Here is a 23,912-nt window from a genome sequence, read left to right on the forward strand (position 1 = left end):
TCACGTATGCATCTAGGTGTATGGTAAACTGCCTTTGGGGAACGCGCCTTGACAAAATGGCCAAGTTTTAGCATTATTTTATCATTATGAACCTAAAACTCCTCTCTTCCGACTATTTCTACGACCCATCATTCAAACTTAAGGTCATTGAAAGGGACCCTGAACTCCCTTACCCACTCCATAGCCATGATTTCTTTGAGCTGGTGGTTATTGTTTCAGGTATTGGAACCCATTTCACGCAAAGCAACTCCTTTACATTACATCCTGGCAACGTATTCGTAATAACCCCAGGATTGGAACATGGGTATCGAGATGTTGAGAATCTACGATTGTATAATATCCTTTTCGACAACAAGATATTTGACGAGTCTTTCTACGATCTACGCAATATGCCAGGATACCATGCCATGTTGCGACTGGAACCGAGTTATCGTAACGATACAGGGATATCCACACTCATGCAGCTCACACCGGCACAATTCGCAGAAATCCTCCCCCTATTGGAGCAGATGCAAGTAGAATGCGATGCAATTGAGACCGATATCGGAGCACAGAGTCTCTCATTTTCCTATCTGATCAGATTATTGGTAAGTCTTTTCCGGATATACTCCGAGCATCCTCGAAAAGACAATGTGACTATCATGCGTATTGCCGATGCGCTCAGCTTCCTGGAATCCCACGTAGATCGACCGGTGAGCACCAAGGAGTTGATGGAATTGACCAATATGTCGGCTAGCACACTCAATCGCCACTTCCAGAATGCCATTGGACTCTCTCCAGTTGAGTTTCATATCCAAAGAAGGATTGAAATGGCCTGCCGCTTAATCCGTACAAGCGATCTCTCTATGGGAGAGATTTCAGAATCGACTGGTTTCAACGATGCGAACTATTTTTCCCGCCAATTCAGAAAAGTAATGGGCATGAGCCCACGACAATATAAAAGTAACCGTTCTCTCTGGTATCGCTGATCTAGCTTGACAGGACATTGCTTGACCGGTATCGTCCTATTGAAATACAGGGGGTGTCCTATGGGAAATTTGCAACGTTTACACGATTATCTGGAGAGTGATGATTTTTCACTCGTGCTTCCAAAATTATATGGGAACCAATGTGATCGTGAAAACCAAATTGTCCGTTTCTCTCACCTGATAGAAACTCATCGTGAGTTATTTGGTGATGGACATGCTAAGAGCTCCGCCCTTTTCAGTACCGCAGGACGGTCTGAACTCGGTGGTAACCATACCGACCACAATCTTGGGAAAGTAATTGCCGCGACTATCAATCTAGATACCATAGCTGTCGCAACAGCGATCGAAGAACCGCGAGCTACGCTCGTATCAGAGGGATTTCCGGCAGTCACAGTCGACTTGAGTGATCTATCGGTTCATACCGAAGAAGAGGGTACAACCGATGCGTTGGTAAGAGGTATAGCCCGGGGATTTGTCGATAGGGACCTCAATATTGGTGGTTTTGTAGCTAACACGAGCACCAGAGTACTCAAAGGGTCCGGTCTCAGTTCATCGGCTGCAATAGAAATACTGGTCGCCACGTTATTCAACAATCTTTACAATAGGGATGCTTTGAGTCCTGTCGAACTTGCGATCATCGGCAAATATGCAGAGAACACCTATTTCGGCAAGCCTTCCGGACTCATGGACCAGATAGCTTGTGGCAATGGTGGTGTCACCGGTATCGATTTCGCCCATCCGGAAAAACCCCAAGTAAGTCCTATTGACTGTGATTTCCAGAAACTCGGGTATGATCTTCTGGTTGTAGACACTGGAGGAAACCATGCCGATCTTACCCCAGACTATGCTGCTATTCCCAAAGAGATGCGCTCTGTTGCAGCCTGTTTCGACTGCGATGTGCTGAGGGATGTACCGTTCTCACTATTCGTAGAATCATTGCCGGCTATAAGGAAACGGGTAAAGAATGATCGAGCAATCCTCCGAGCATTCCACTATTTGTCGGAGAACGATCGTGTGGATGCCATGATCGGTGCCCTCAAACAAGAACAGATGGAGCAGTATTTAGCATTGGTGAGAAAGTCGGGAGAGAGCTCCTTCAGATTCCTTCAAAATCTCTACAGTACCAAAGCTATTGAAGAACAGGGTCTGCCGCTTGCCATCGCGATGACTGAACAATTCCTTGAAGGTAATGGTGCTTGCCGCGTACATGGTGGCGGTTTTGCCGGTACCATCCAAGTATATGTACCACTCGGACGTACCGCAGACTATATCGATTATATCGAGCGGGTGTTCGGGGCAGGCTCCGCTACGCTTTTGGCTGTCAGAAGCCTCCCCACTACCCGACTGGATTGATTTCCACGTAACTCAATGCGTGAGCTTGTCCAACAACTTCAGTATCTCATCTATCTTTTGGTCTACATCGGTACCCGAAACGAAAGAATCGTGTACACAACTTTTGAGATGGGCTTCGAGTACAAGCTTATTCGTCTTTTTCAAAAGAGCCTCTGTGGCAAGCAACTGGTTAGAAATATCGACACAATAGCGATCATCCTCAACCATTCTCAAAATACCATCCAATTGGCCTCTTGCTGTCTTGAGAGCTTGCGCAACCTTACCATGGTCAGCTTTCATCTCAGGCTCCTTCCCGTATCTCAAGAACTTCGTATCCGGCTTCAGTAACTGCATTACCAAGTTTCTCATCAGAGACCCCACCGGTAATTTCGACCTCCGCGGAGTTGGATTGCAGGTCCACTGTAGCTTTCACTCCCTCAATCGCATTCAAAGCCTTGTCCACACGACCTACGCAGTGCATGCATGTCATTCCTTCGATCATGATTTTCTTTTTCATATGGTTATCTCCTTTATCCCTTTCTTGGGTCTGTATGTGAATATCTTGTGTTTGATTATCTATTGTATGGCTAGTTCCATCAACCTTGAACCGTTTAAGGCGCAAAGCATTGGTAACTACGAATATACTGCTCAAGCTCATTGCTGCTGCTGCGAACATCGGACTCAACGTCCACCCGAAGATGGGATAGAAAATCCCCGCAGCCAAAGGAATTCCCAAAGTATTGTAGAACAATGCCCAAAACAGATTCTGTTTAATATTACGTAAGGTAGCCTTACTCAATGCGATTGAGGTAGGTACTTCCTGCAGATCGCTTCTCATCAGGATGATGTCCGCTGCCTCGATAGCGATATCGGTTCCGGCACCAATTGCCATCCCCACGTCAGCCCTTACCAAAGCAGGAGCATCATTGATACCGTCACCGACCATAGCGACCCGCTTACCCTCCTCCTGCAGCTGTCGCACGACAGATTCCTTGCCATCGGGAAGCACGGAAGCAAATACTCGTTCAATACCTACCGTCTTTGCGATAGCTTGGGCGGTCTGTTCGTTATCCCCAGTCAACATTACTACCTCTAATCCCAAGTCATGCAAGCTGGTGATCGCAGCAGTACTTGAAGCTTTGATCACATCGGCCACAGCAATAATACCAAGCAAAGCTCCATTTTCAGCAAAGTAGAGAGGAGTCTTCCCTTCAAGAGAAAGATTGATCCCTTGTTCTTTGAGGTAAGAGATATCAATCTCCTTCTCGGTCATCAATGTTCCATTACCACCTAAGACCGAAGTAGAACCCAGCTGTCCTGATAATCCTTTCCCCGGTATTGCCGAAAAGTTATCTATTTCACCTATGGTAATATGCTTACCCCGTACAAATTCGAGTACAGCTAACGAGAGGGGATGTTCACTGGCAGCTTCAAGAGCACCAGCCACCGCGAGCAATACTTGCTCATCAACACCTTCGGCGGTGATAACATCGGTAACCCGAGGTTTTCCTTCAGTTATAGTCCCGGTCTTGTCCAATACGACGGTATCGATTCCTTGTGCTGTCTCCAGAGCCTCTGCGCTACGGATAAGTATCCCATGTTCAGCTCCTTTGCCGGTGCCAACCATAATTGCGGTAGGTGTCGCAAGACCGAGAGCACATGGACAACTAATTACGAGAACGGCTATACCAAAAGCAAGCGCACGCTCTAATGGCATACCCATGAATAACCAGACCAGGGTTGCTACGATGGCTATCGCGATAACGATGGGAACAAAAACACCACTGATTCTGTCAGCCAATTTGGCAATCGGAGCCTTCGATGCACTGGCATCTTCGACCAATTTGATAATCTGGGCTAAAGTCGTATCTTCACCTACCCTATCTGCCCTATATACAAGCCGGCCTGTGGTGTTGATGCTCGCACTGAGCACCTGGTCACCGGGGCCTTTTTCTACGGGAAGACTCTCTCCTGTGAGAGCACTCTCGTCAACAGCCGAGGAACCTGAGACTACCGTACCATCGACAGGGAATCTCCCTCCTGGCCTTACTACGACTTGTGCTCCTACGGTAACCTGTTCTACAGGAATCTCCTGTTCTCCTTGGGCTGTCAGAACACGAGCTGTTTTTGGTGAGAGATCAATCAACTTGGCAACAGCATCACTGGTGCGCCCCTTGGCCTTCAACTCAAGATATTTTCCTAAAAGGACAAGTGACAGTATCATGGCAGCCGACTCAAAATAGAGGTCCATAGCGTACCGCTGGACAATATCATTCCTACCTGTCCCCAAGCCCATACCGATCATGAAGATTGCGAATATTCCATACACCAATGCCGCAGAAGAGCCTAGCGCTATGAGTGAGTCCATAGTCGGAGCCCGCTTGAGCAGTGTCTTGAAACCCGATCTGAAATACCTTCCATTTACCATGAAAACAGGGATGGTGAGAAGAAACTGGGTAAAAGCGAAATTCATCGTATTTGCATCCCCATGGAAAAATCCTGGGAGTGGCCAGCCGAGCATATGCCCCATCGCAATATATACGAGGGGAATGGAGAAGGCAAATGAGACAAAGAGTCTCTTCTTCATGGACTGCAATTCCTTTGCCACATGTAATCGTACATCATGTTTAGATGGTGAACCAGCTTGTGATCTATCATCGATCTTCGTACTGGCTCCGTAACCAGCATCTTCCACCGCTTTGATGACCGCATCATCGCCAATGGAAGGACCTTCCCCATCGATAGTGAGCGTATTGGTCAGGAGATTGACCCGAACGTCCTCGAGACCGGGAATCTTCCTTACACTCTTTTCCACATGTATCGCACAGGAAGAGCAGGTCATGCCAGTGACATCGTACTCTCTCTTCATACTAATCTCCTTATCTACCCCTCCCCCGGAGGGGTGGTATATCGTAACCATACCGCCTCCTCTGAAAAAGGTCAAGGTGGCGATAGGTGTTTCCGAAGATGAATTTCTAAGTGAAGAGTTGTCGGTAGTCAGCTTTTATCTGCTTGCTTGAACTATCCTTATCGAGTAGTTGGGCTAACTGGGGAGGAACTGGGACCTCAGTTGATATTTCTGGTTCCACAATGGTATTGAACTTGGCCGGATGGGCGGTCGCATAGACTACCGTAGGCTCTTCCAGTTCCAATACAGTTCTCACATATTCTCCCGTGGCAGTATGAGGACATACGATATAGTGGTGTTTTTCCCACACGTCACCAATGGTCTTGCGGATAGTCGAATCGTCAACGCTATGGGCAGAAACTTCCATGGCAAAAGATGTAAAATCACCGAAAAGATGTGTTAGGCGCTCCATATTGCTTGGATTGCCAACATCCATTGCATTCGCCAAGGTCGCTATACTGGGACGCTTTTCATAGATCCCGGTCTTCAGGTAATCCAAAATTGGCCGATTACCATTCAGGGAAAGAACAATGTTCTTAATGGGAGCTCCTACAATCTTCGCCCAATAGGAACCACAGCTATTGCCGACATTGCCACTTGGGATGATCATGGTGGGTTCTTTTCCCGTACGTGTAAGAACCTCCATGGATGCATGGAATGCATACACCATCTGTGGGAGCAATCTTCCAAGATTGATGCTGTTTGCTGAAGATAGCCCGTACTCTTTGACCAATGCCGTATCCATGAAAGCTTGCTTCACCATATTCTGGCAATCGTCGAAAACACCATCAACAGCATAGGCTTGGACATTGTCCGACCAACAGGTCAATTGTTTCTCCTGTCGTTTGGAGACTTTTCCCTTGGGGAACAATACCTTCACATCGATGCCCGGCCGCTTATGGAAAGCTGCAGCTACTGCCCCACCAGTATCACCACTTGTGGCAACTAAAATGGTGAGTTTCCTCTCCCTATTAGCCAAAAGCCGTTGCATTGAGGCAGCTAAAAACCGGGCACCAAAATCCTTGAATGCTGCGGTTGGACCCCAGTAGAGTTCGAGAACCGAATCTTTATCATCATGCCAATGGAGTGGGACAGGAAAATCGAAAGCCTCTACACATATTTCAGCAAGAGAAGATTCAAGCTCATCACCCACAAAGAATGGTGAGAGAACCTCATAGGCCAACTCGGGATAACTCGTAACACGGGAGAGTTGCTGTGGGGAGAGATACGGGAAATATTCAGGTACATACAAACCCCCATCGGGTGCCAAACCTTGTAAGATGGCTTGTGAGGCACTAACCGCCGGGGCTTTCCCTCGGGTACTGATAAATCGCATCACCACACCTCCTACAGCCGTGCGCCCAAATAGGCGCTCAAACGCAACAGGTCGGCAAAAACGCCACCTGCGGTTACCTCTGGCCCAGCTCCGGGCCCCTGTATGACCAAAGGTTGCACATGGTATCGTTCGGTAGTGAATGCAACCACATTGTCTGTCCCTTTCGATTGAGCGAACGGATGGCTCTCCGGATACGCTGCAAGTTCTACATTACAGGTTCCGTCCTCAGCAACTCTCCCCACATAACGCAGACGTTTTCCTTCACTTTTTGCCTTGTTATAGAGAGATTCTATATGCGCATCCATCATGCTCATCTTATCGAGGAATTCGGAGAGCGGGACATCACGCAAAGGCTCTGGAACCAATGAAGTGATCGCAATATCCGATACTTCTACCTTGTATCCCATCTCCCTTGCCAGGATAACCGACTTTCTTGCCACATCCATGCCAGAAAGGTCATCCCGCGGATCGGGTTCGGTGTATCCCATATCCTTGGCACCCTTTACCAGCGTGCTGAAGGGAACCGAACCATCGTAGTTGCTGAAAAGATAGGCCAAGGTACCCGATACGATACCTTCCACACTCCTGACTCGGTCGCCAGTTTGGATAAGGTCTTTGAGCGTTCCTATAACGGGCAATCCTGCTCCAACCGTAGTCTCGTAGAGAAAATGTTTGCCGTATCTCCGTCCGGCATCCATCAATTTTCGATACTCTGGATACGCGGCGGTTCCTGCCTTCTTGTTCGGGGTAACGATATGGATTCCCCGCTCAATCCAGTCGACATAATGGACAGGAAGAGTCGCACTGGTAGTACAATCCACCAATACCGCATGAGGAAAGTAGGAAGCGCTAACATGCTTTACCATCCGCTTAATATCGAGCTTCTCCCCTTTCTGGGCAAACAACTTCCGCCAATTCGTAAGATCTATACCCTGATCATCAAGCAACATCTTGGAGGAGTTCGCTATTGCACGGATTCTGATATCGACGCCGAATTCATCATTCAACCTACGTGCTTCATGAGCGATTTGGTTCAGTAATGTTCCACCGATATTCCCGGGACCGAACAATCCAACACTTATTGCTTGGTTGGAGAGGAAGAAACCTGCATGGAGAGCCCGCAAAGCCTTCTTTGCATCCTCTTCTTTGATTACCACGCTGATATTCCGTTCAGATGATCCCTGGGCTATGGCGCGGACATTGACATGGGCTTTTCCAAGAGCGCTGAAGAATGTTCCAGAAATTCCGGGTACACCGGTCATCCTCTCTCCTACAGCAGCAAGGATTGCACATCCCATCTCGACATCAATGTTCTGAATCCTATGGGCGGCAATCTCATCACTGAATGTACTACGGGCAATGGCACAGGCCAATGCTGCCTGCTCTGCAGGAACGGCATAACAGATGGAGTACTCACTTGAGGCCTGTGAGATGAGTACCACCGAAATATCAGATTCATGCATTGCTGCGAATAGTCGGCGGGCGACTCCTGGTACACCAATCATCCCGGCTCCCTCTACGTTAATCAAGGAGATTTCCCGAATCACCGAAAAACCTTTTACCGGTCGAGTGGATTCACTACCTTTCTTATCATCTATGAATGTTCCCGGATGCTCCGGATGGGAGAACGAACGCAGGTACAAGGGAATGCGTTTTGCCATCGCAGGAACCATATGCTGGGGATGGATGACCGGTGATCCAAAGAACGAGAGCTCGGTAGCCTCGGCGTAGGTAAGGCAATCGATGACGGTAGCACTTGGGACATCCTGTTCATCCGCAGTAGTGACCAACCGATCGGGATGCCAGAAGGTTATGGAGGATGCTCCAAGGTGGTTTCCTACCAGTGCCGCAGTGAACTCGGCATCGCGGTCCCCGGGTGCGGTTTCACTCTGGTAGAGCTCACCGGTAAGGAGTATCGTCTCTTCCTCGCTGTAAGGAAAATCTTTATGGTCAACGACATCCCGTACATGGAGAACCCTTGTCTGGACACCTGAACTGAGGAAAGCCTCTCTTAACAGGCTTGCAGCCCAACCTCCCACTATCGCATCGATATAGCGATTTGCCCCCTCGGAGAAATCGCCCACCAACCATACAGCACGCAAAATATCCTCTACAGCGGCAAAGCCCTCTTTGATCTCCTGCAATACAGCAGACCGATGGGAAGCAGCAATAAGATCCTCTACCAACGAAGTCCAGGCATCCGTACGACTTTCCATCATTCCCCAGAGGCGTTCATCATGACCTTTAGCTGCATCAAGCAAGTGGGTCAATTCCAACTCCCCGTCACAGATCGGAGCGATCACAAAGACAAGTGTATCGTCTTTTGCTTTTTTGCGTATGGACAACAACTTGTCGGGTCCCTTGGGAGCTACAATCATCGAGCCATCGATGGCATGTACCTGTAATCCGTTCATCTTCCCTCCTCGATCCACCCCGTTGGTGGGCAATACCTCATGCGATTCGCACAAGGGTACAAAAAAGAGCCCTGAAGGGCTCTTGTTCTGGTTATCCAGTTAGACTGAAGGTGTGATCATACCACCTTCTGAACCCTTCCACTACGTAAACAACGCGTGCAAACCTTGATTGTCCGAGGCGTGCCATTGATGAGGGTTTTGACTGAGACGATGTTTGGTCTGAACACACGCTTAGTGACAACACCAATGTGCTGACCTACTCCACCCTTCTTCTTGAGCTGACCCTTACGGGTGACACTGTTTCCAGCTACGGTTCCCTTTCCACAAATATCACATCTACGTGCCATGATTATATCCACCTTGTACTTAACATTCACATCAGTAAGGGTTACCCGCACTCCGAATGGGAGCATGTTGAACGCGTGACAACCCGCAACTCACAGAAACATAGCAGAATATCCCAGATGTGTAAATACCCACATGGTCAAGGAGCTTGAATTTTTATCTCCGCTCTCCTACGATAGCTGTCATGGAAAAGCAACCACGCATTGAAGCCAATGGATTTCTCCTAGCACTTGGCCTCTCGCAAACAGCTTCACAACGTATAATGGCTATCCGCTCCCGTCTTTGGAAAAGCACCGGTGATCTATCATTCCATTTCCTTCCCCCTATCATCCCTTTGATATGGAGCCAGTCCCGTCTCATGGAATTTGAGAGGATGCAGATACCATGTCCTCCGAAACATGTTGAATTCTCTCGAATAGCTAGAGATGGGTATTCACTCTACCTTGCATCCGACTCCAATGGTTGGGATACCTATATCAACCGATTGCGCCACTATCTTTCCGATTTTGCCGAGACTCCAACCAACAAAATGAAATTAAGATATCCGCTCGCACCGAGTGACGGTCCTTTTCTCGGTTATGTTGAGACCTCTATAGGTGATACGATGGAGATGCTTGATCATATCATAGGAAACAAGGATTGGAGACTGCAACAATATGAACTTGAGTGGATAGAAGATGAAGGTCGGTATATACACCTCAAATATTCACTCCTTACCAATATCCATATAGTTTGAAGAGTCTTATTGACAAAGCACCGGATTGAATCCATAGTCGTTTTATAAATTCCCGCCACCAAGGACGTACGCAGCATGAGAGAAAAAGGCAGCTCTATCTATGTAGATTCAAGTCGCGTCTACCGTTTTCTTGTAGTCATGCTCCTTGCAGGACTTGCCCATGGTCTATATCGCGGTGTACAGGACAACTATCTCGCCGAGATCGTAAAAATCAATGAATTTGAACGTGGTGTTGTAGAATTTTTCCGAGAACTACCCGGATTGTTACTCATATTCATCCTCGCCACCATGTACCGATTCAGTGAAACGAAGGTCTTCAAGATTGGTACTGCGATTACACTCACCGGTACCTTGGGTCTACTGCTCTTTGGAACAGGAAAGGGGGTGGTAATCCTATTCATGGTGCTCTACAGCCTCGGCGAACATATCGTCATGCCGGTAAAAAGTACCATATCTCTCCATTTGGCGAGAGGGGGAAAAGGTGGAGCATCGCTGGGCATGACCCAAGCGATCAACCATGGTGGAAATATTATCGGCTTTTTCCTCGTAACCGGATTGTTTATCATCTTCCCTAAATTGGGCATTGAAAAAGCGACACCTCAAGGATTCAAAATCATTTTTCTCCTCGCAACCGTATTGCTCATAGGATCTACGTTAGTTGTCATGGCAATGCGTGACCAAGGCAAGGCGGTCCGTCGTAACAGAATCTACTTCCATCGGAAATTTGCAAAATTCTACGGTTTGGAGATCTTCTATGGTGCAAGGAAACAGGTATTCATCACATTCGCTCCCTATGTACTGATCCTCCACTACGGTGCCGATACCTCAGTCATTTCCCTCTTGCTCGCCATATGTGCTGTATTCGGTATGCTATTCGCTCCATTTATCGGAAGGCTTATCGACCGCTTGGGTTACAAGTTCGTAATGGTAACTGATACTCTGCTCTTAATGGTCGTATGCTTTTTCTACGGATTCAGCCATCTGATTTTCCCGATGGAAATCGCCTATATCGTCGTGTGTATTAATTTCGTTTTGGATTCTGTCATCTCCATGGCTTCGATGGCATCTTCTGTGTATGTACAGGAAATTGCCGACAATCAACAGGAAATCGCAGCTACTCTGACCACGGGAATCTCGGTGAACCACCTGATCAGTGTTGTTATTGCATTAGCTGGCGGTTATATCTGGCAACAGACCGGTATAGAGGTCCTATTTACGCTCTCGGGACTTCTAGGTTTAGCCAATACCCTCTTCGCATTGACTATAAAAAGTACCGGGAAACCTACGATAAAACACTAACGGGCATTGTCATAACGAATCATGTCGAGAAATTGCCCAACAGTGATCGGTTTGGAAAAATAGTAACCTTGGATATAATCGACACCAGCTGCTTGGATGAATTCCAACTGACTCTCCGTCTCTACTCCCTCGGCGACTATCTCTTTACCGAGTTTCTCTAAAACCACTACGATAAGATTGACCAATTGGTAGTTGTTTGATCTATTAGAAACGACGCTCCTATCTATTTTTATAATATCAAAAGGAATATTAACCAGCGATTCAAGATTTGCATATCCTGTGCCAAAATCATCCAAGGCAAATTTCACACCTAATCGTGCGAAATCCATCCACATCGCCCGAACACTTTCGTATGATGACATCATCACAGACTCGGTCATCTCAAAACAGAGTCTACTAGGGTCCACTTTGGTCTCTTTGATTATCTGAAGCAGTTTATAGGGCAAATCGGAGGAAGAAAAATCGTCTGCCGATATATTTACTGAGATATGTTTGACATGGGTAAACATAGCTTCATTCGCAACAATGAATTCGCATACTTTCCTGAGAATAATCTCAGTAAGGGAGCTAATGAGTCCGGAAGATTCGGCCAAGGGGATGAACTCTCCCGGCATAAGTAGACCGAAGCTTTCATCTTCAATCCTCATGAGGGCTTCTGCTGCCACAATCCTTCTGTTTGAAGCAGCGTAAATCGGCTGCAAATGGACCTTTACCTTGTCGGGATCTACTAGGGCTCTTCGTAAGACTGTCAGGACATCAAGCCTTCTCTGCCGGATCCGGACCAGCTTCTTGTTATAGATCAGTACGGTTTGTCTTCTTAGGGAATTCAACTCATTGAGGAGGAAATCGACCGTATCGAGTACTTCCGAAATGCTTGCGGCATGGGTAGGCAATTCGAGCACACCGATATTCACATGAAAAGACACATGCACAGAATCGAACACCCATCCTTCTTCAATCCTTCTGTTCATATCGTTGACCATACGGACTAGCTTGTTATGGTCAATGAGTCTCATGCTAAGTGCGAAACGGTTGCCCCCGATCCTGAAAGTCGTGATCTGGGGATCTAAATTATTAATGAATGTGGAGAATTGCTTCAGGACATAGTCCCCTGCATTCTGACCATAGTGCTGATTGATAAATCTGAAATTCTCCATATCGATTACCACCAAAGTAACCGGTTCCCGCTTTCTGAGGATAGTCTCCATGTGGCGTAGATAGCCACTTTGGTTAGGGAGGCCTGTGAGCGCATCCAATTCCCATCGCTGATGCTGGGAGAGCAAATGGGAAGCAAGGAGGAGCACTGATGAACTAACGGTGAAGATGATGTGTTCTCGTGAGATCTGGAATAGTATGATAGAGATGATCAACAGGGATGGGTTTATGATATAGGTCATCCGGTATTGTCTGTCCAAATCGGGCCACTTTACCCCAATGACTACTAATGCCGATACACAATAGGTGACTGCTAGACCATTCATGAAGAGTACCCGCCAGAGTGAGCCAGGCAGAAAAATTGAAGAAGACATACCGAGTGAACCAAAGATGTCGGAAACAATCGAGAGGAGGCTGAATACACCTAGTGGTATCGCTTGCACCGTAAAAAGTCTTTTAGCGAAAGAAGATGACAACAGATTCCGCTGGAACAACGCCATCCAGATTAATATAAAGACTATATAGGCAATACTATGGAATGTAGACATGAAACGAATAAGCACATCAGGTTGCCGAATCATACTCTCGCTGGAAGCGTGGGCAAAACCACCCGACACTAAAAACATGAGATAGATCGCAAGAACACCGGTAAATCCAAACCAACTGTGCCGTTGCTGGGACAGAGGGATCCTTCCCCTATCGAAAAGGATGGCTACTACAATAAGTAGAGAAAAAAGTTCAGCTTCGATGATATCCATACAATCCTTACCTTCTCCAAGCATACCATATCGAAAAAAAACCTCATAGTCTGGATAGGCTCTAAGATGCGTTGGATTTTGTCATGCACACATCATCTTCACGAATGCAGAGACCAAAGTAGCATCGAACTGCGTTGCGCTACACGCCAATATTTCTGTAATGGCTTCATCATGTGTCCTTTGCCCCCCATATGAACGATCTCCAACGATAGCATCATAGGTATCACAAATACTGATAATTCTCGAGATCAGCGGTATTTCTTCACCCGAAATCCCTCTAGGATACCCACTACCATCCCAACGCTCATGGTGATGTAAAACACCTTCAGCGATTTCATACAATTCTGGTACGGTCCTCAGCAGGTTGTAGCCCATCTCGGCATGTCTTTTTATATCATGCCACTCATAATCATCCAACTCGTCCTGCTTCTGCAGGAGTTTGCGATCAACAGCGACCTTTCCGATATCGTGGTAACGGGCAGTCTTCATGATCGTATCCACACTATCTTCAGGAAGTCCAAGGTACTTGGCGAATCGGGCGCTGAGTTGTTCGACATGCTTGCTATGGGATTCTTCTTGCGGATATTGACCATGTTGCCATGAGAGCAGGAAGTCTATTAACTCTCGCTTCACTTTTGGGCTCTCAGTTATCTTTGAACGATACATCCGGCTCTCCGCTTGTCGGAGGATCATGGCACTCTCTTGTCCATGATGTTCTTTCACTGCATATCCGAAGGAGACCGAAACCGGAAGAGGTCCCACCTTTTTTTCTTCCATCTTATGTTTGATCACTTGCATGCGGTTATTTGCACTCTGTTCGTCAGTGTGCGGCATGAGTACTACAAACTCATCTCCACCGAGACGGACAACCACATCGTCCGGGGAAGATGCTTCAGTTAATACCGTTGCCACTGTTACCAATAACTGGTCGCCTAGATCATGCCCAAAGGCATCATTGGTCAATTTGAGGCCATTTACATCAGCGATCATAAATGCCACGGGATAATCGTTATTATTGTCAAATTCTTGCAGACTTGTTATGTAAGAACGACGATTCTGTACCTGGGTAAGCTGGTCAGTCAAACCCAAGGCGAGGATTCTCTGCTGCTCCATTCGTTTCTCGGTCACGTCACGGAAAACGAGGATTACGCCAGCAAGGGAACCTTCATCATCTTGAATGGGGGCAGCGCTATCCTCTACATACCGCTCACTTCCATCCTTTGATACAAGGATTGTATCATCCATGAGTTCCACTTTCACTCTTGTTTTCAATACACGAGAGACAGGATTGTCTCCCTTCTTTCCTGTATTCGCATCCTTAGTAACAAAGATTTCTGCAAACGTTTTGCCTATAGCATCTTTCTTTGTCCAACCGGTCAACTGCTCTGCAACCGAATTGATCATAACGATGCAACCAATAGCATCGGTAGTGATAATCCCGTCACCAACCGAGAGCAAGGTGGTCTCCAATCGTTTGGTCTCCAAGAAGAGATTGTGTTGGATATCCTTCAATTGCGATATATCGTCATGGGTCCCACTCATCACAAGGGCGTTGCCTTGCTCATCCCACTGGGTTACCCGGCCCCTGCAATGAATCCATACCCAATGACCATCTTTGTGGAGCATCCTGTATTCGTGATCGTAATAGACAATATTCTTGTCATAGACCTCTTGCATCAGCTGTCTGGAACGTAAAAGATCTTCAGGATATATGTAGCTTTCCCAAGTAGCCATATCCAGATGATCCAACTCTCCCATCGTATAGCCAATCAACTGGACCCATCGCTCGTTGACCTGCACTCTACCGGTTTGTACTTCCCACTCCCAAGTTCCTACCCTAGTGGCCTCTATGACATTCTCCAATCGCTCATGACTCTCATGGAGCTCCTTCGAGGCCTTTCTCTCGAGCTCCTCGCCCCTGCGAATCCTTTTCACCGCCATTTTTAGCATGAGAAGAATGACTATGATGATTGCCAAGGTTCCCAAGATGTTCACTGTTCTTCCCAGATAGAGATTTTCCATAGTTGAAGCGACCATCGCATCCCTTTTTGCGAGTTCATCGGCATCTATAGCGTCGAGAAGACGAGTCATTTCCGCCAGATAGAAGTGGCTGATGCTTGAGGCGGTCTGGAACTGTTCACTGAGATCGTAAGGTGCTGCGTCCTTTGGAGCCATACCCGCATGGGCAATCAGAGGTTCGACTAAATCGTGATAAATGACATCGAAAGTCCTCTCCACATGCTTGAGTCGTTGTTGATGCATGGCATTGTCTTTTGTAATTTCGAAGAGGATAGCCATGTGTTCGCTAAAGGCTTCGCTGGTTTTCTTTATTTTCTCTGCATGCATGGGATGGGGCGATATCAGATACCCTCTTTCGGCTCCTATGAATGCATGAAGATTCACCGAGACTTCATTGGTATGTTCGATTATCTGTTCAGTATGGGCAATTTGTCTTTGGATGGCATTTACTTGATTTGTATTGGTAAATGAAATCACACCAATGCCAATCACGCATAGTGCTATGACCAAAAATCCAATCCTGATTGAGGTGATGATTCGGGATTTATTGGCCATGGTCCTCCACCATACAGAGTTAACATTCTCTGCATAATACTGTTATATTAGCTCGTCTACAAGATGATATGACATACTTTTTCAACTGAATGAAAGCCATGGATACCTTAGAGCAAGAGGTGAAGTATGGACCCTCATTTTGCCTGAACTCACCTGAGAAGGGTACCGTCAATTATTGCAGTACAATAGTATATTGTTTGACAACACTCCTGTTGTACCCTACCCTGTATCCATGAATACATCCGAATCGAAAAGTCCTCTCAATACCATACGGGAAAAGATTCCAATGGTCAAACTTTTTCTTGCCCCGGTCATCTGGGGTGGAGCACTATCCGCCGGACGGATCGTATCGGCTGAACTGCCGGCATTCACTACCAGTTGTATACGATTTTTCATTGCTAGCCTATTCATGGTTCCGGCTCTCTATCTTAAGGAGAAGCACTTTCCAAAACCTACAAGAAGGGAATTCCTTTGGATATTCCTGTTGAGTTTGGTCGGTGTGGTATTCTTCAATGCACTGCTATTCACGAGTCTGAAGACTATCACGGCGGTACGCAGTTCGGTGATGCTCGCATTCACTCCTGCAATCGTCGCCGTAATCGCACGATTCCTGTTCAAGGAAAAGATCACTCCTCTCATAGCAATCGGTATCGTATTGGCTACCCTTGGTGCGGTTTTGACCATTACCAATGGCGATATCAAGACGGTAATTTCCAACGGCCTAGCCATTGGTGACATATTCATGCTTGGCGCGGTTGTCGCTTGGGCTGCCTACTCAATTATCATTAAGTTGGCCATGTCTAGGCTCTCAGCAATTACGCTTCTTGCCTATGGTTCGGTAATGGGTGTAATCATCTTGATACCTTTGACTCTGCTGGAAGGAGCCTGGTCTGTCGTTCCTCACCTCTCACCAGCAGCAATTTGGAGCCTTGTGTTCCTCAGTCTTGGAGCTGCTGGACTGGCGTATCTATGGTACTACGAGGGAATCAAGCATGTAGGAAGCTCCAAAGCCTCAATCTTTTTGAATGTTGAACCGGTTGCCGCAATTTTAATTGGAGTGATCCTTCTCGGAGAGGAGCTCACGCTGATTGTCTCTATAGGAGCGATACTAGTGATCGGGGGATTGTTCCTTACCAACTATAGACCGAAAGATCGGCTACCCAAGCCTTAGAAATCTGGCTCTAGGACAAAATGGAGAGATTCCTTGGTCTCAGGATGGATGAACTCAAGTTCATAGGCATGGAGCATGAGACGTGAAGCCGCCTCGCCTGTACCATACAGTGGATCTCCAACAATAGGATGCGCCAAACCTTTTTCATGAGCGCTATGTAGGCGCAATTGATGAGTTCTTCCAGTAAGTGGTTTAAAACGCAAGCGACTAACTAGGCGGCCGTCCGTACCGAAACGTTCGACTCGGATCTTCTCCCATAGGGTTGTACCCCATTTCCCCAAGACAGGATCATATTTCTGTCGGGGTTTACGCTCAGGATCGTATCGGAAGGCTAGCTCGATTCGCCCTTCATCTATGCTTACCATACCCTCTACTAGGGCGATATACTGCTTATGGACCTGCCTCTTGATGAATTGTATGGAGAGTTCGCGGTGGGCATGTTGGGTAAAGGCTAGGACCAGCAGTCCCGATGTATCCATATCCAATCGATGGACAGATGGTTGTTCGATGCATAGGGGATACAGGCGCTTAAGGCGATTGACGATACAATCCTGCTTATCCTCTCCCCTTCCTGGCACAGAAAGGAGTCCAGAAGGTTTGTTCACTACGATAATCGCTTCATCGCGGTAGATAATATCGATTCCCAATATTGCTTCAAGCAATGGTTTGCAGCGCTCTTCGCAAGGTGGATAGAAGTGCTTGTTTTCTCTACCATTCGATTTATTGGGAGCACCGTAATACCACTCTACCATACTGATTGGCAGTAGCCCATTCTTGTAGGCATGGCTGAGTAACTTTGGTGCGCAACAGTCTCCTGTTCCCGTTGGTGGCATTCGATCGGAGAAAATATCCTCAAGTGTCTTCACTGAAGAGTCGGCACAATATAAGCGATAGAGTTGGAATATGCGTCGCTGAGTTTCTTGGGAGAGTAGCTTCCTTGAGGCTTCAAGACGAGATATGATTGCCGTATCACCACAAGATTCTTCAATTTGCCTTTCAATTTCGGCAAAAGATTGCACACTGGCATCTACAATAGTCTGATATGTGGCGGTATCCAAAGCTGGTGGCACCCACCCCTCGATCATATATTGTCCGTTGTATTGTCCACTAAAAGCTTTAAGGACTACTTCATTACCCAGAGTATCCTTACAGACAAGGACTCCGAACATCTGTCCTCGTGCAGACCCGAAAAGATAATCGGTACTGATCTCGCCTGCGCTCTCATAATCGATACAACCGAAGGCATCGAATGCTTCCATGATCTGTTGTGCGTGGAATTTAGCTCGTTCTGTGGGAAAAGGGTCAGTCATCCATCCATCCTCGTTCCCACGATAGTACCAAAGTAGATCCGATCGACTCAAGTGATTGTCCGTATGCCGCTAAAAATATTTTCCCCCAGTTGTCCTGACAGGGTAAAGGTTTAAACCTGGATCAATGGAGACTAGTGATCCAACGGCCCCTTTTTGCCCTTCTGTGCCTATACCAATCGTCCTATTTCATCTATTATTACACTATATCTCTATTGTGTCTAATTTGACAAAAGGAGTTCAAAGTGAAAGAATTCACATTCGAGAATTTCCAGAGGCTGATCGCCTCTCTCAAAATAAAACTCCCCCTTTTCGATCTCCCCAGACTGACCATCGGTAACAAAGTAGCTTCCTCTGCGATCGTGCAGGGTGGTATGGGAGTCGGAATTTCACTCTCTTCTCTCTCCAGCGCTGTAGCGAACCAAGGTGGTGTAGGTATGATCGCTGCGAACGGTATAGGAATGATAGAACCCGACTATTTCAAGGATGGGAGGGCTGCGAATATAAGGGGTCTACGCAATGAGATCCGAAAGGCTAAAGCCCGGAGTAAGGGAATCATCGGAGTGAATATCATGGTTGCTCTCCAGGATTTTGATGAATTGCTGAAAACATCCATTGAGGAAAAGGTCGATCTGGTTGTCTTGGGTGCTGGACTGCCAATCAAGAATATTCCAGTGAAGCAACTTCGTGAGGCTGGGATCCAGGTGGTTCCTATCGTCAGTTCGGCGAGGGCTGCTAGTCTCATTTTTTCTATGTGGAAGCGGATCTATAACGATGTTCCTGATGCCGTTGTAGTTGAAGGACCTATGGCTGGAGGCCATCTGGGTGTAGCCCAGAAGGATCTTGCAGATGAAGCATTCTCTTTAGAAACCGTTGTTCCTCAAGTAAAGGAGACTCTTGCATCCTATATCGCTGAATTCGGAAAGAGCATTCCCATCATTGCAGGTGGTGGAATATTCACTGGAGAAGATATCTACCACATCATGAAGCTTGGAGCGGATGCTGTGCAGATAGGTACCCGCTTTGCCGCTACCGATGAATGTGATGCCGACATCCGTTTTAAACAAGCGATTGTTGATTGCGCGAAAGAAGATATCGGGATCATAAAAAGTCCTGTGGGTCTTCCTGGTCGGGCTATTGTTAATGATTTCCTTACTTCCACTACAGAGAAAAAGAGAAATTTCAAATGCCCATGGCAATGTCTGGCAGGTTGCCAAGCCGAGGAGTCCAACTATTGTATTTCTATGGCTTTGAACAATGCGAGAAAGGGAAATCTGAAAAGTGGGTTCGTATTCGTAGGATCCAATGCTCATAGGATTACAGCTATCATGTCGGTAGGAGAACTCTTCCAGGAGCTCAGACAACAATACACTGCTGCCCTCTTTGCCGATAAGAAATCTGTGTTTACCGAAGTAGCACAGCTCGCCCTCAGGTTGAAACACGAATACAAGGTAACAGAACAACGGGCAAAGGAGCTCAAGGATTCCTATATCCAAGCGATCGCCAATGGACCAATTCCAGAAACCATCGCATCGGCAAAAGCAGAGATCAATTCCCTACACACACATCTAGGGAACATCAGGCGAACGGTTTCAGATAAATTGGCTGAAGTGTTCCAAGAAGCAACCCAGCAAGCTCTAGAGAGCTAGGGAAAGCAAGAGCACAGCTAGCAGAATAGCACCTATTACATACTCTCTTCGGACCATAGAAAGCCCCCTTGTCTAACTATAAAACAACAAGGGGACAAATATGATACATATTATATTGATAATGACAATTATTCCGTATCAATCTCTGGTACTTCCAAATCTACTGATACAGCCTGGTTTTCACTTCCATTAACTTTAAGGTAAATAATCCTTTGTTCTCTTAGAATATTGGTAACAACAACTGTGTCTGGACTATCTGGAGGAACTTGATCCAATGCGAGTATAGTAAATTCCCATCGACCAGCAGCTAGAGCATCAGTAGTGAAATCAATATCGCCAATTCCTTCAGCTATTCCCCCACCGACAAAGGTTTCAGTATAAGTAGAAGTCCAAGCTCCCAGCTGACTTTCATCGTCTCTCCAATAGAATTGCCCATAGATTGCATAATAATCATCATCATTCGTTCTTTCAGAGGCTGGTATGGTAAACTTTACAGTGCCAGTCTCGCTTTCAAGAGATTTACTAGCTCCTCCCAAGTCTGCCTCTACTGTTTCAACTGTGTCAGCTTCTAGAGTAAATGTAATATTTTCTATTTTTTTTGTTGAGTTCCAGAATAAAGAATTGAAGATTGGAAGAAATTCTCACGTTCTGTGAGACAAATTCATACGATATATTGTAGCATTTACAGAACTCTGAAGGAAAGGAAGGGGAGCACCTCCTCGCCAAAGTTGTGTGCTCCCCAACGAAATAATATCGTACTGTATTGTGTCTTGAGCCTGGACAAATTGCAAGAGCTCGGTAAGGAATATCCCTGGGTAAGACCGATGAGATGCCCCAGCTGTGGAGGCCGAAGGTTGTGGGGCCATGGGTATGTATATCGATATTTCCAAGAGGTTTCAATTGGGCTCTGGATGAAGCGATGGTATTGTCCCGAATGTGGACAAGTGCATACCGTACGACCAAATGGGTATCAGAGCGGGATCCTGCACTCGTTGGAAACCATACGTACGAGCCTCCTGCATAAACTGCAACGAGGATTCTTCAAGGCCGTTGGCGCGAGCAGGCAAGTGCAGCAATACTGGTGGAAACAGCTGAAACGTTGGATTCATAGTAGGACCCTGCATAGGGATCGTCTGGTAATCGAAAAGCATATTCGCAGTAGCTATCATCTTCCTGTCAGTACCAGTGTAAGCCATCGCGTGATCGGCTATGCTGTTGACGAAGAGCAACCCTACCTGCCATTTGCACTGAGCACCACAGTTCCCTTCGATTAGAGTGGAGAGCATTCTAGTTGAAGGAGCACAGGTATGACAGAGAAAGAGAAGGAACAAGTCGCCATCTTTCGCTTCGGGGTAATCTTCCCGTTGCTGGAAAGCCAGAATCTGAGATGGGGAGACAAGAAGCGGCTATTACAACAACTGTCCGAACGAGAATGGGAGATTCCATTCAGTGAACGCACCCACATCAGTCGTGCGACACTATTGAATTGGGTACAACGGTATCGTCTGAACGGAGAGCGCATCGAGGCGTTATTCCCTTCTGACCGTAGTGATTGCGGTCGCCAAAGGAGCATTTCCGATGAAACTTTGGCAGCATTGTTGCAATTACGCAAGGAGTTGCCGCGCCATACAATCAAGAAATTAGTCGAAGAAGCGTATCGGCGAAAGATCATCACCGGAGTCGACCACATCAAGCTGCCGACGGTCTACCGGTTGTTCAAACTCCATCATCGTCAGACACTACAGAAACAAGAAGACATGCGCAAGTTCGAAGTGGAATTGAGCAACGACCTGTGGCAAGCGGACTGCCTGCATGGTCCCAAGGTTAGTTACCAGAACAAATTGGTCAAGAGCTACCTGTTTGCCATTATTGATGATAAGAGTCGCCTCATCGTGGGCAGTGGATTCTACCTTGCAGAGACCGCACAATCGTTCATCGATTGTCTTTCCGATGCATTACGGTGTAGAGGCGTACCACGGGTACTATATGTTGATAACGGTAGCAGTTTCAGAAACCATCGATTGCGCATTGGATGTGCGGCATTGCAGATTTCGCTTCGATACGCAACAGCATACCGACCTGCTGGGAAGGGGAAGATCGAGCGTTTCAACCGGACGGTACGGATGCAATTCTTACCCGACATCTCTGAAGGATTGTCACTTGAGGAACTGAATAAGCGTTGGCAGAAGTACCTCGGTGACCGCTACCACATCAGTCGTCACAGTAGTACCGGTCAAAGCCCTCTACAGCGGTACCTGGATGATTCACACCTACTCAGAGGAGCTCCAGAAAAATTGCCCGATTATTTCAGAAACCAAGAAGAGCGTACGGTTTCCAATGATCGTACCGTTCGTCTGGAAAACCGTCAGTACCAAGTTCCCATCGGTTTTGCAGGACGTAAGGTGATTCTGCGTTACGAAACCCCCGATCGGGTCGAGATGTTCTACGACAAGATTTCCTACGGGTTCCTTGCTGAAGTCCCTTTGCGAGCAAACAGCCATGTGGGTCGTCATGAGCCGCAAACGGCACGCATACCCACTGTCAGTGGATCGCTATTCAATGGAGGTGAATGATGATGAAGGACATCTGTCATTTCTTTTACCTCAAACGTGATCCGTTCCCCTATGAGATTGACACAAAAGATCTGTACCATCTGCCTAGCCTCAAACCGATGCAACAGCGGATCGCCTTTGCCATTGCCATGCGCAGCTTTTCTTTAGTCACCGGTGATGTGGGAGCAGGTAAATCCACGAGCCTGAGGTATGTGGTAGAGCACCTGGCAAAGGGTGAACACGAAGTATTGATGTTCACCGCTGGCAACTACACCATGGTCGAGTTTCTCCGACAAATATTGCTCTGTTTTGGCATCGTGTCGAATTCCTACAAGATACCCTTGATGATGCGGCAGATTCAGGAGCAACTGCTGGAGCTCCATAGCAGGCATGTGGTTCCTGTATTGGTAATCGATGAAGCCCACATGATGCGTGATCAGATCTTTGCACAACTGCATCTGCTTACCCAATGGAAACTCGATAGTTCTCCCTTGGTCCCGACCATCCTCTGTGGACAGGATACGTTGTTGGACAAGTTGATGAATCCTCAGGCTAGACCATTGGCTTCTCGCATCATGGGTCGTAGCCATTTGGAGGCTATTCGCAAAGATGTCATGACTGAATACATCGCTCACCACATGGCGCTCGCGGGAGCCAAGACCTCGATATTCTCCGATGCAGCGATTACGGCAATTCACCAAGGCTCCGGAGGGTTACTCCGCAGGGCGAATTCCTTGTGTAAGGGTGCGCTTCTTGCCGCTTCCATGGAGAAGGCCCAAGTCGTCGCTTCAGAACATGTGAGGTCTGCTTTGACTGAGTTGATCTAATGGGTAGGCAGGCTACTTGAACAGTAAATCTATGATGATAAGGATGTCTTCTGTATTACAGGGCATCCTTTTCTATTCGACCAATCTTTCGTGATAATGTGTCTCACTCAATGTGATAATTTACGTTATTTTATTTTGAAATTCCACATCCACCTCCAAAGGCAGGGATCACCAAAGCCAGTGTGAATGATGCCCTACCCGGGAATGGATGGACTGTGCTTATGTTAGCCAGCCGATATGCCAAAGATCCAAAAACCATCGAAATGCTTCTCGATGCCGGAGCGGATATCGAGATGAAATCTGAAGAAGGGCTCACAGCATTGATGGCCTCTACAGCGAATCCGAATCCTGGAATATGTGAATTGTTACTGGAGTCGGGTGCCGACCCCACCGTCTTGGACACCTATGGATGGACCGCTCTCGATTATGCAAAAAAGTATAATGCTCCCGAGGAGACACGAGAACTTCTTGCGTCATTCTTACCATGATTGTCGAGATGGAAGATATATCCAATTAGTGAACAGAGCACCTATAGCGGTGCTCTGTAACATACGCCAAAGAGGATGCGAATATCTGAAAGG

General features: G+C 47.0%; 19 protein-coding genes. 10 read left to right on the plus strand and 9 right to left on the minus strand.

What is annotated here, in order from left to right; translation table 11 throughout:
* The first annotated feature begins 86 nt into the window (after nucleotides 1–86).
* Nucleotides 87–968, plus strand: coding sequence for a helix-turn-helix domain-containing protein (locus tag ACODJP_RS00595; protein ID WP_422477396.1), 882 nt, complete (start codon nucleotides 87–89; stop codon nucleotides 966–968).
* Between the two features lie 60 nt (nucleotides 969–1,028).
* On the plus strand, nucleotides 1,029–2,321 hold the full coding sequence (locus ACODJP_RS00600) for a galactokinase (protein ID WP_422477398.1): 1,293 nt from the start codon (nucleotides 1,029–1,031) through the stop codon (nucleotides 2,319–2,321).
* A gap of 12 nt (nucleotides 2,322–2,333) precedes the next feature.
* Here ACODJP_RS00600 and ACODJP_RS00605 read toward each other — a convergent pair whose 3' ends face one another.
* From ACODJP_RS00605 to rpmB, 5 genes are all read right to left on the minus strand, one after another.
* Nucleotides 2,334–2,600 (minus strand): metal-sensing transcriptional repressor, encoded by a 267-nt coding sequence (locus ACODJP_RS00605; RefSeq protein ID WP_422477400.1) that lies wholly within the window; start codon nucleotides 2,598–2,600, stop codon nucleotides 2,334–2,336.
* Between the two features lies 1 nt (nucleotide 2,601).
* Nucleotides 2,602–5,169, minus strand: a complete 2,568-nt coding sequence (locus tag ACODJP_RS00610) for a heavy metal translocating P-type ATPase (protein WP_422477402.1) — start codon at nucleotides 5,167–5,169, stop codon at nucleotides 2,602–2,604.
* A gap of 106 nt (nucleotides 5,170–5,275) precedes the next feature.
* Complete coding sequence (thrC, locus tag ACODJP_RS00615; protein ID WP_422477404.1) at nucleotides 5,276–6,544, minus strand: threonine synthase; 1,269 nt, start codon at nucleotides 6,542–6,544, stop codon at nucleotides 5,276–5,278.
* A gap of 11 nt (nucleotides 6,545–6,555) precedes the next feature.
* Nucleotides 6,556–8,958, minus strand: a complete 2,403-nt coding sequence (thrA, locus tag ACODJP_RS00620; protein ID WP_422477406.1) for a bifunctional aspartate kinase/homoserine dehydrogenase I — start codon at nucleotides 8,956–8,958, stop codon at nucleotides 6,556–6,558.
* A gap of 116 nt (nucleotides 8,959–9,074) precedes the next feature.
* Nucleotides 9,075–9,305 (minus strand): 50S ribosomal protein L28, encoded by a 231-nt coding sequence (gene rpmB / locus ACODJP_RS00625; RefSeq protein WP_422477408.1) that lies wholly within the window; start codon nucleotides 9,303–9,305, stop codon nucleotides 9,075–9,077.
* Between the two features lie 182 nt (nucleotides 9,306–9,487).
* Between rpmB and ACODJP_RS00630 the strand changes: the two genes are divergently transcribed.
* On the plus strand, nucleotides 9,488–10,039 hold the full coding sequence (locus tag ACODJP_RS00630; protein WP_422477410.1) for a hypothetical protein: 552 nt from the start codon (nucleotides 9,488–9,490) through the stop codon (nucleotides 10,037–10,039).
* Nucleotides 10,040–10,114: 75 nt separating this feature from the next.
* Nucleotides 10,115–11,338, plus strand: a complete 1,224-nt coding sequence (locus ACODJP_RS00635) for an MFS transporter (RefSeq protein WP_422477412.1) — start codon at nucleotides 10,115–10,117, stop codon at nucleotides 11,336–11,338.
* On the opposite strand, the gene ACODJP_RS00640 is transcribed toward ACODJP_RS00635, so the two are convergent.
* Nucleotides 11,335–13,251, minus strand: coding sequence for a putative bifunctional diguanylate cyclase/phosphodiesterase (locus ACODJP_RS00640; RefSeq protein WP_422477413.1), 1,917 nt, complete (start codon nucleotides 13,249–13,251; stop codon nucleotides 11,335–11,337). The two genes, ACODJP_RS00635 and ACODJP_RS00640, sit on opposite strands and share 4 nt — an antisense overlap.
* An 81-nt stretch (nucleotides 13,252–13,332) precedes the next feature.
* Entirely contained in the window at nucleotides 13,333–15,825 is a 2,493-nt protein-coding gene (locus ACODJP_RS00645; protein WP_422477415.1) for a PAS domain S-box protein, read from the minus strand.
* A gap of 232 nt (nucleotides 15,826–16,057) precedes the next feature.
* Here ACODJP_RS00645 and ACODJP_RS00650 point away from each other — a divergent pair, with 232 nt between their 5' ends.
* Nucleotides 16,058–16,996 carry a DMT family transporter gene (locus ACODJP_RS00650; protein ID WP_422477417.1) on the plus strand — a complete coding sequence of 313 codons (939 nt, stop codon included), beginning with the start codon at nucleotides 16,058–16,060 and terminating at the stop codon, nucleotides 16,994–16,996.
* Here ACODJP_RS00650 and ACODJP_RS00655 read toward each other — a convergent pair.
* Nucleotides 16,993–18,306 carry an RluA family pseudouridine synthase gene (locus ACODJP_RS00655; RefSeq protein ID WP_422477419.1) on the minus strand — a complete coding sequence of 438 codons (1,314 nt, stop codon included), beginning with the start codon at nucleotides 18,304–18,306 and terminating at the stop codon, nucleotides 16,993–16,995. The two genes, ACODJP_RS00650 and ACODJP_RS00655, sit on opposite strands and share 4 nt — an antisense overlap.
* A gap of 242 nt (nucleotides 18,307–18,548) precedes the next feature.
* Between ACODJP_RS00655 and ACODJP_RS00660 the strand changes: the two genes are divergently transcribed.
* Complete coding sequence (locus ACODJP_RS00660) at nucleotides 18,549–19,952, plus strand: NAD(P)H-dependent flavin oxidoreductase (RefSeq protein ID WP_422477421.1); 1,404 nt, start codon at nucleotides 18,549–18,551, stop codon at nucleotides 19,950–19,952.
* Between the two features lie 128 nt (nucleotides 19,953–20,080).
* Here ACODJP_RS00660 and ACODJP_RS00665 read toward each other — a convergent pair whose 3' ends face one another.
* The gene (locus tag ACODJP_RS00665) at nucleotides 20,081–20,488 is read right to left on the minus strand and encodes a hypothetical protein (protein WP_422477423.1); all 408 of its coding nucleotides are present in this window, start codon (nucleotides 20,486–20,488) and stop codon (nucleotides 20,081–20,083) included.
* Between the two features lie 375 nt (nucleotides 20,489–20,863).
* Between ACODJP_RS00665 and ACODJP_RS00670 the strand changes: the two genes are divergently transcribed.
* From ACODJP_RS00670 to ACODJP_RS00685, 4 genes are all read left to right on the plus strand, one after another.
* Nucleotides 20,864–21,226 (plus strand): hypothetical protein, encoded by a 363-nt coding sequence (locus ACODJP_RS00670; protein ID WP_422477425.1) that lies wholly within the window; start codon nucleotides 20,864–20,866, stop codon nucleotides 21,224–21,226.
* Between the two features lie 33 nt (nucleotides 21,227–21,259).
* Complete coding sequence (locus tag ACODJP_RS00675; RefSeq protein ID WP_422477427.1) at nucleotides 21,260–22,525, plus strand: DDE-type integrase/transposase/recombinase; 1,266 nt, start codon at nucleotides 21,260–21,262, stop codon at nucleotides 22,523–22,525.
* Entirely contained in the window at nucleotides 22,525–23,331 is an 807-nt protein-coding gene (locus ACODJP_RS00680) for an ExeA family protein (RefSeq protein WP_422477429.1), read from the plus strand. Before ACODJP_RS00675 ends, ACODJP_RS00680 begins: the two co-directional genes overlap by 1 nt.
* A gap of 215 nt (nucleotides 23,332–23,546) precedes the next feature.
* Nucleotides 23,547–23,819, plus strand: a complete 273-nt coding sequence (locus ACODJP_RS00685) for an ankyrin repeat domain-containing protein (protein ID WP_422478823.1) — start codon at nucleotides 23,547–23,549, stop codon at nucleotides 23,817–23,819.
* Nucleotides 23,820–23,912 lie beyond the last annotated feature (93 nt).

The sequence above is a fragment of the Pleomorphochaeta sp. DL1XJH-081 genome (genome assembly GCF_049310885.1).
Taxonomy (GTDB): Bacteria; Spirochaetota; Spirochaetia; order Sphaerochaetales; family Sphaerochaetaceae; genus CAYZJV01.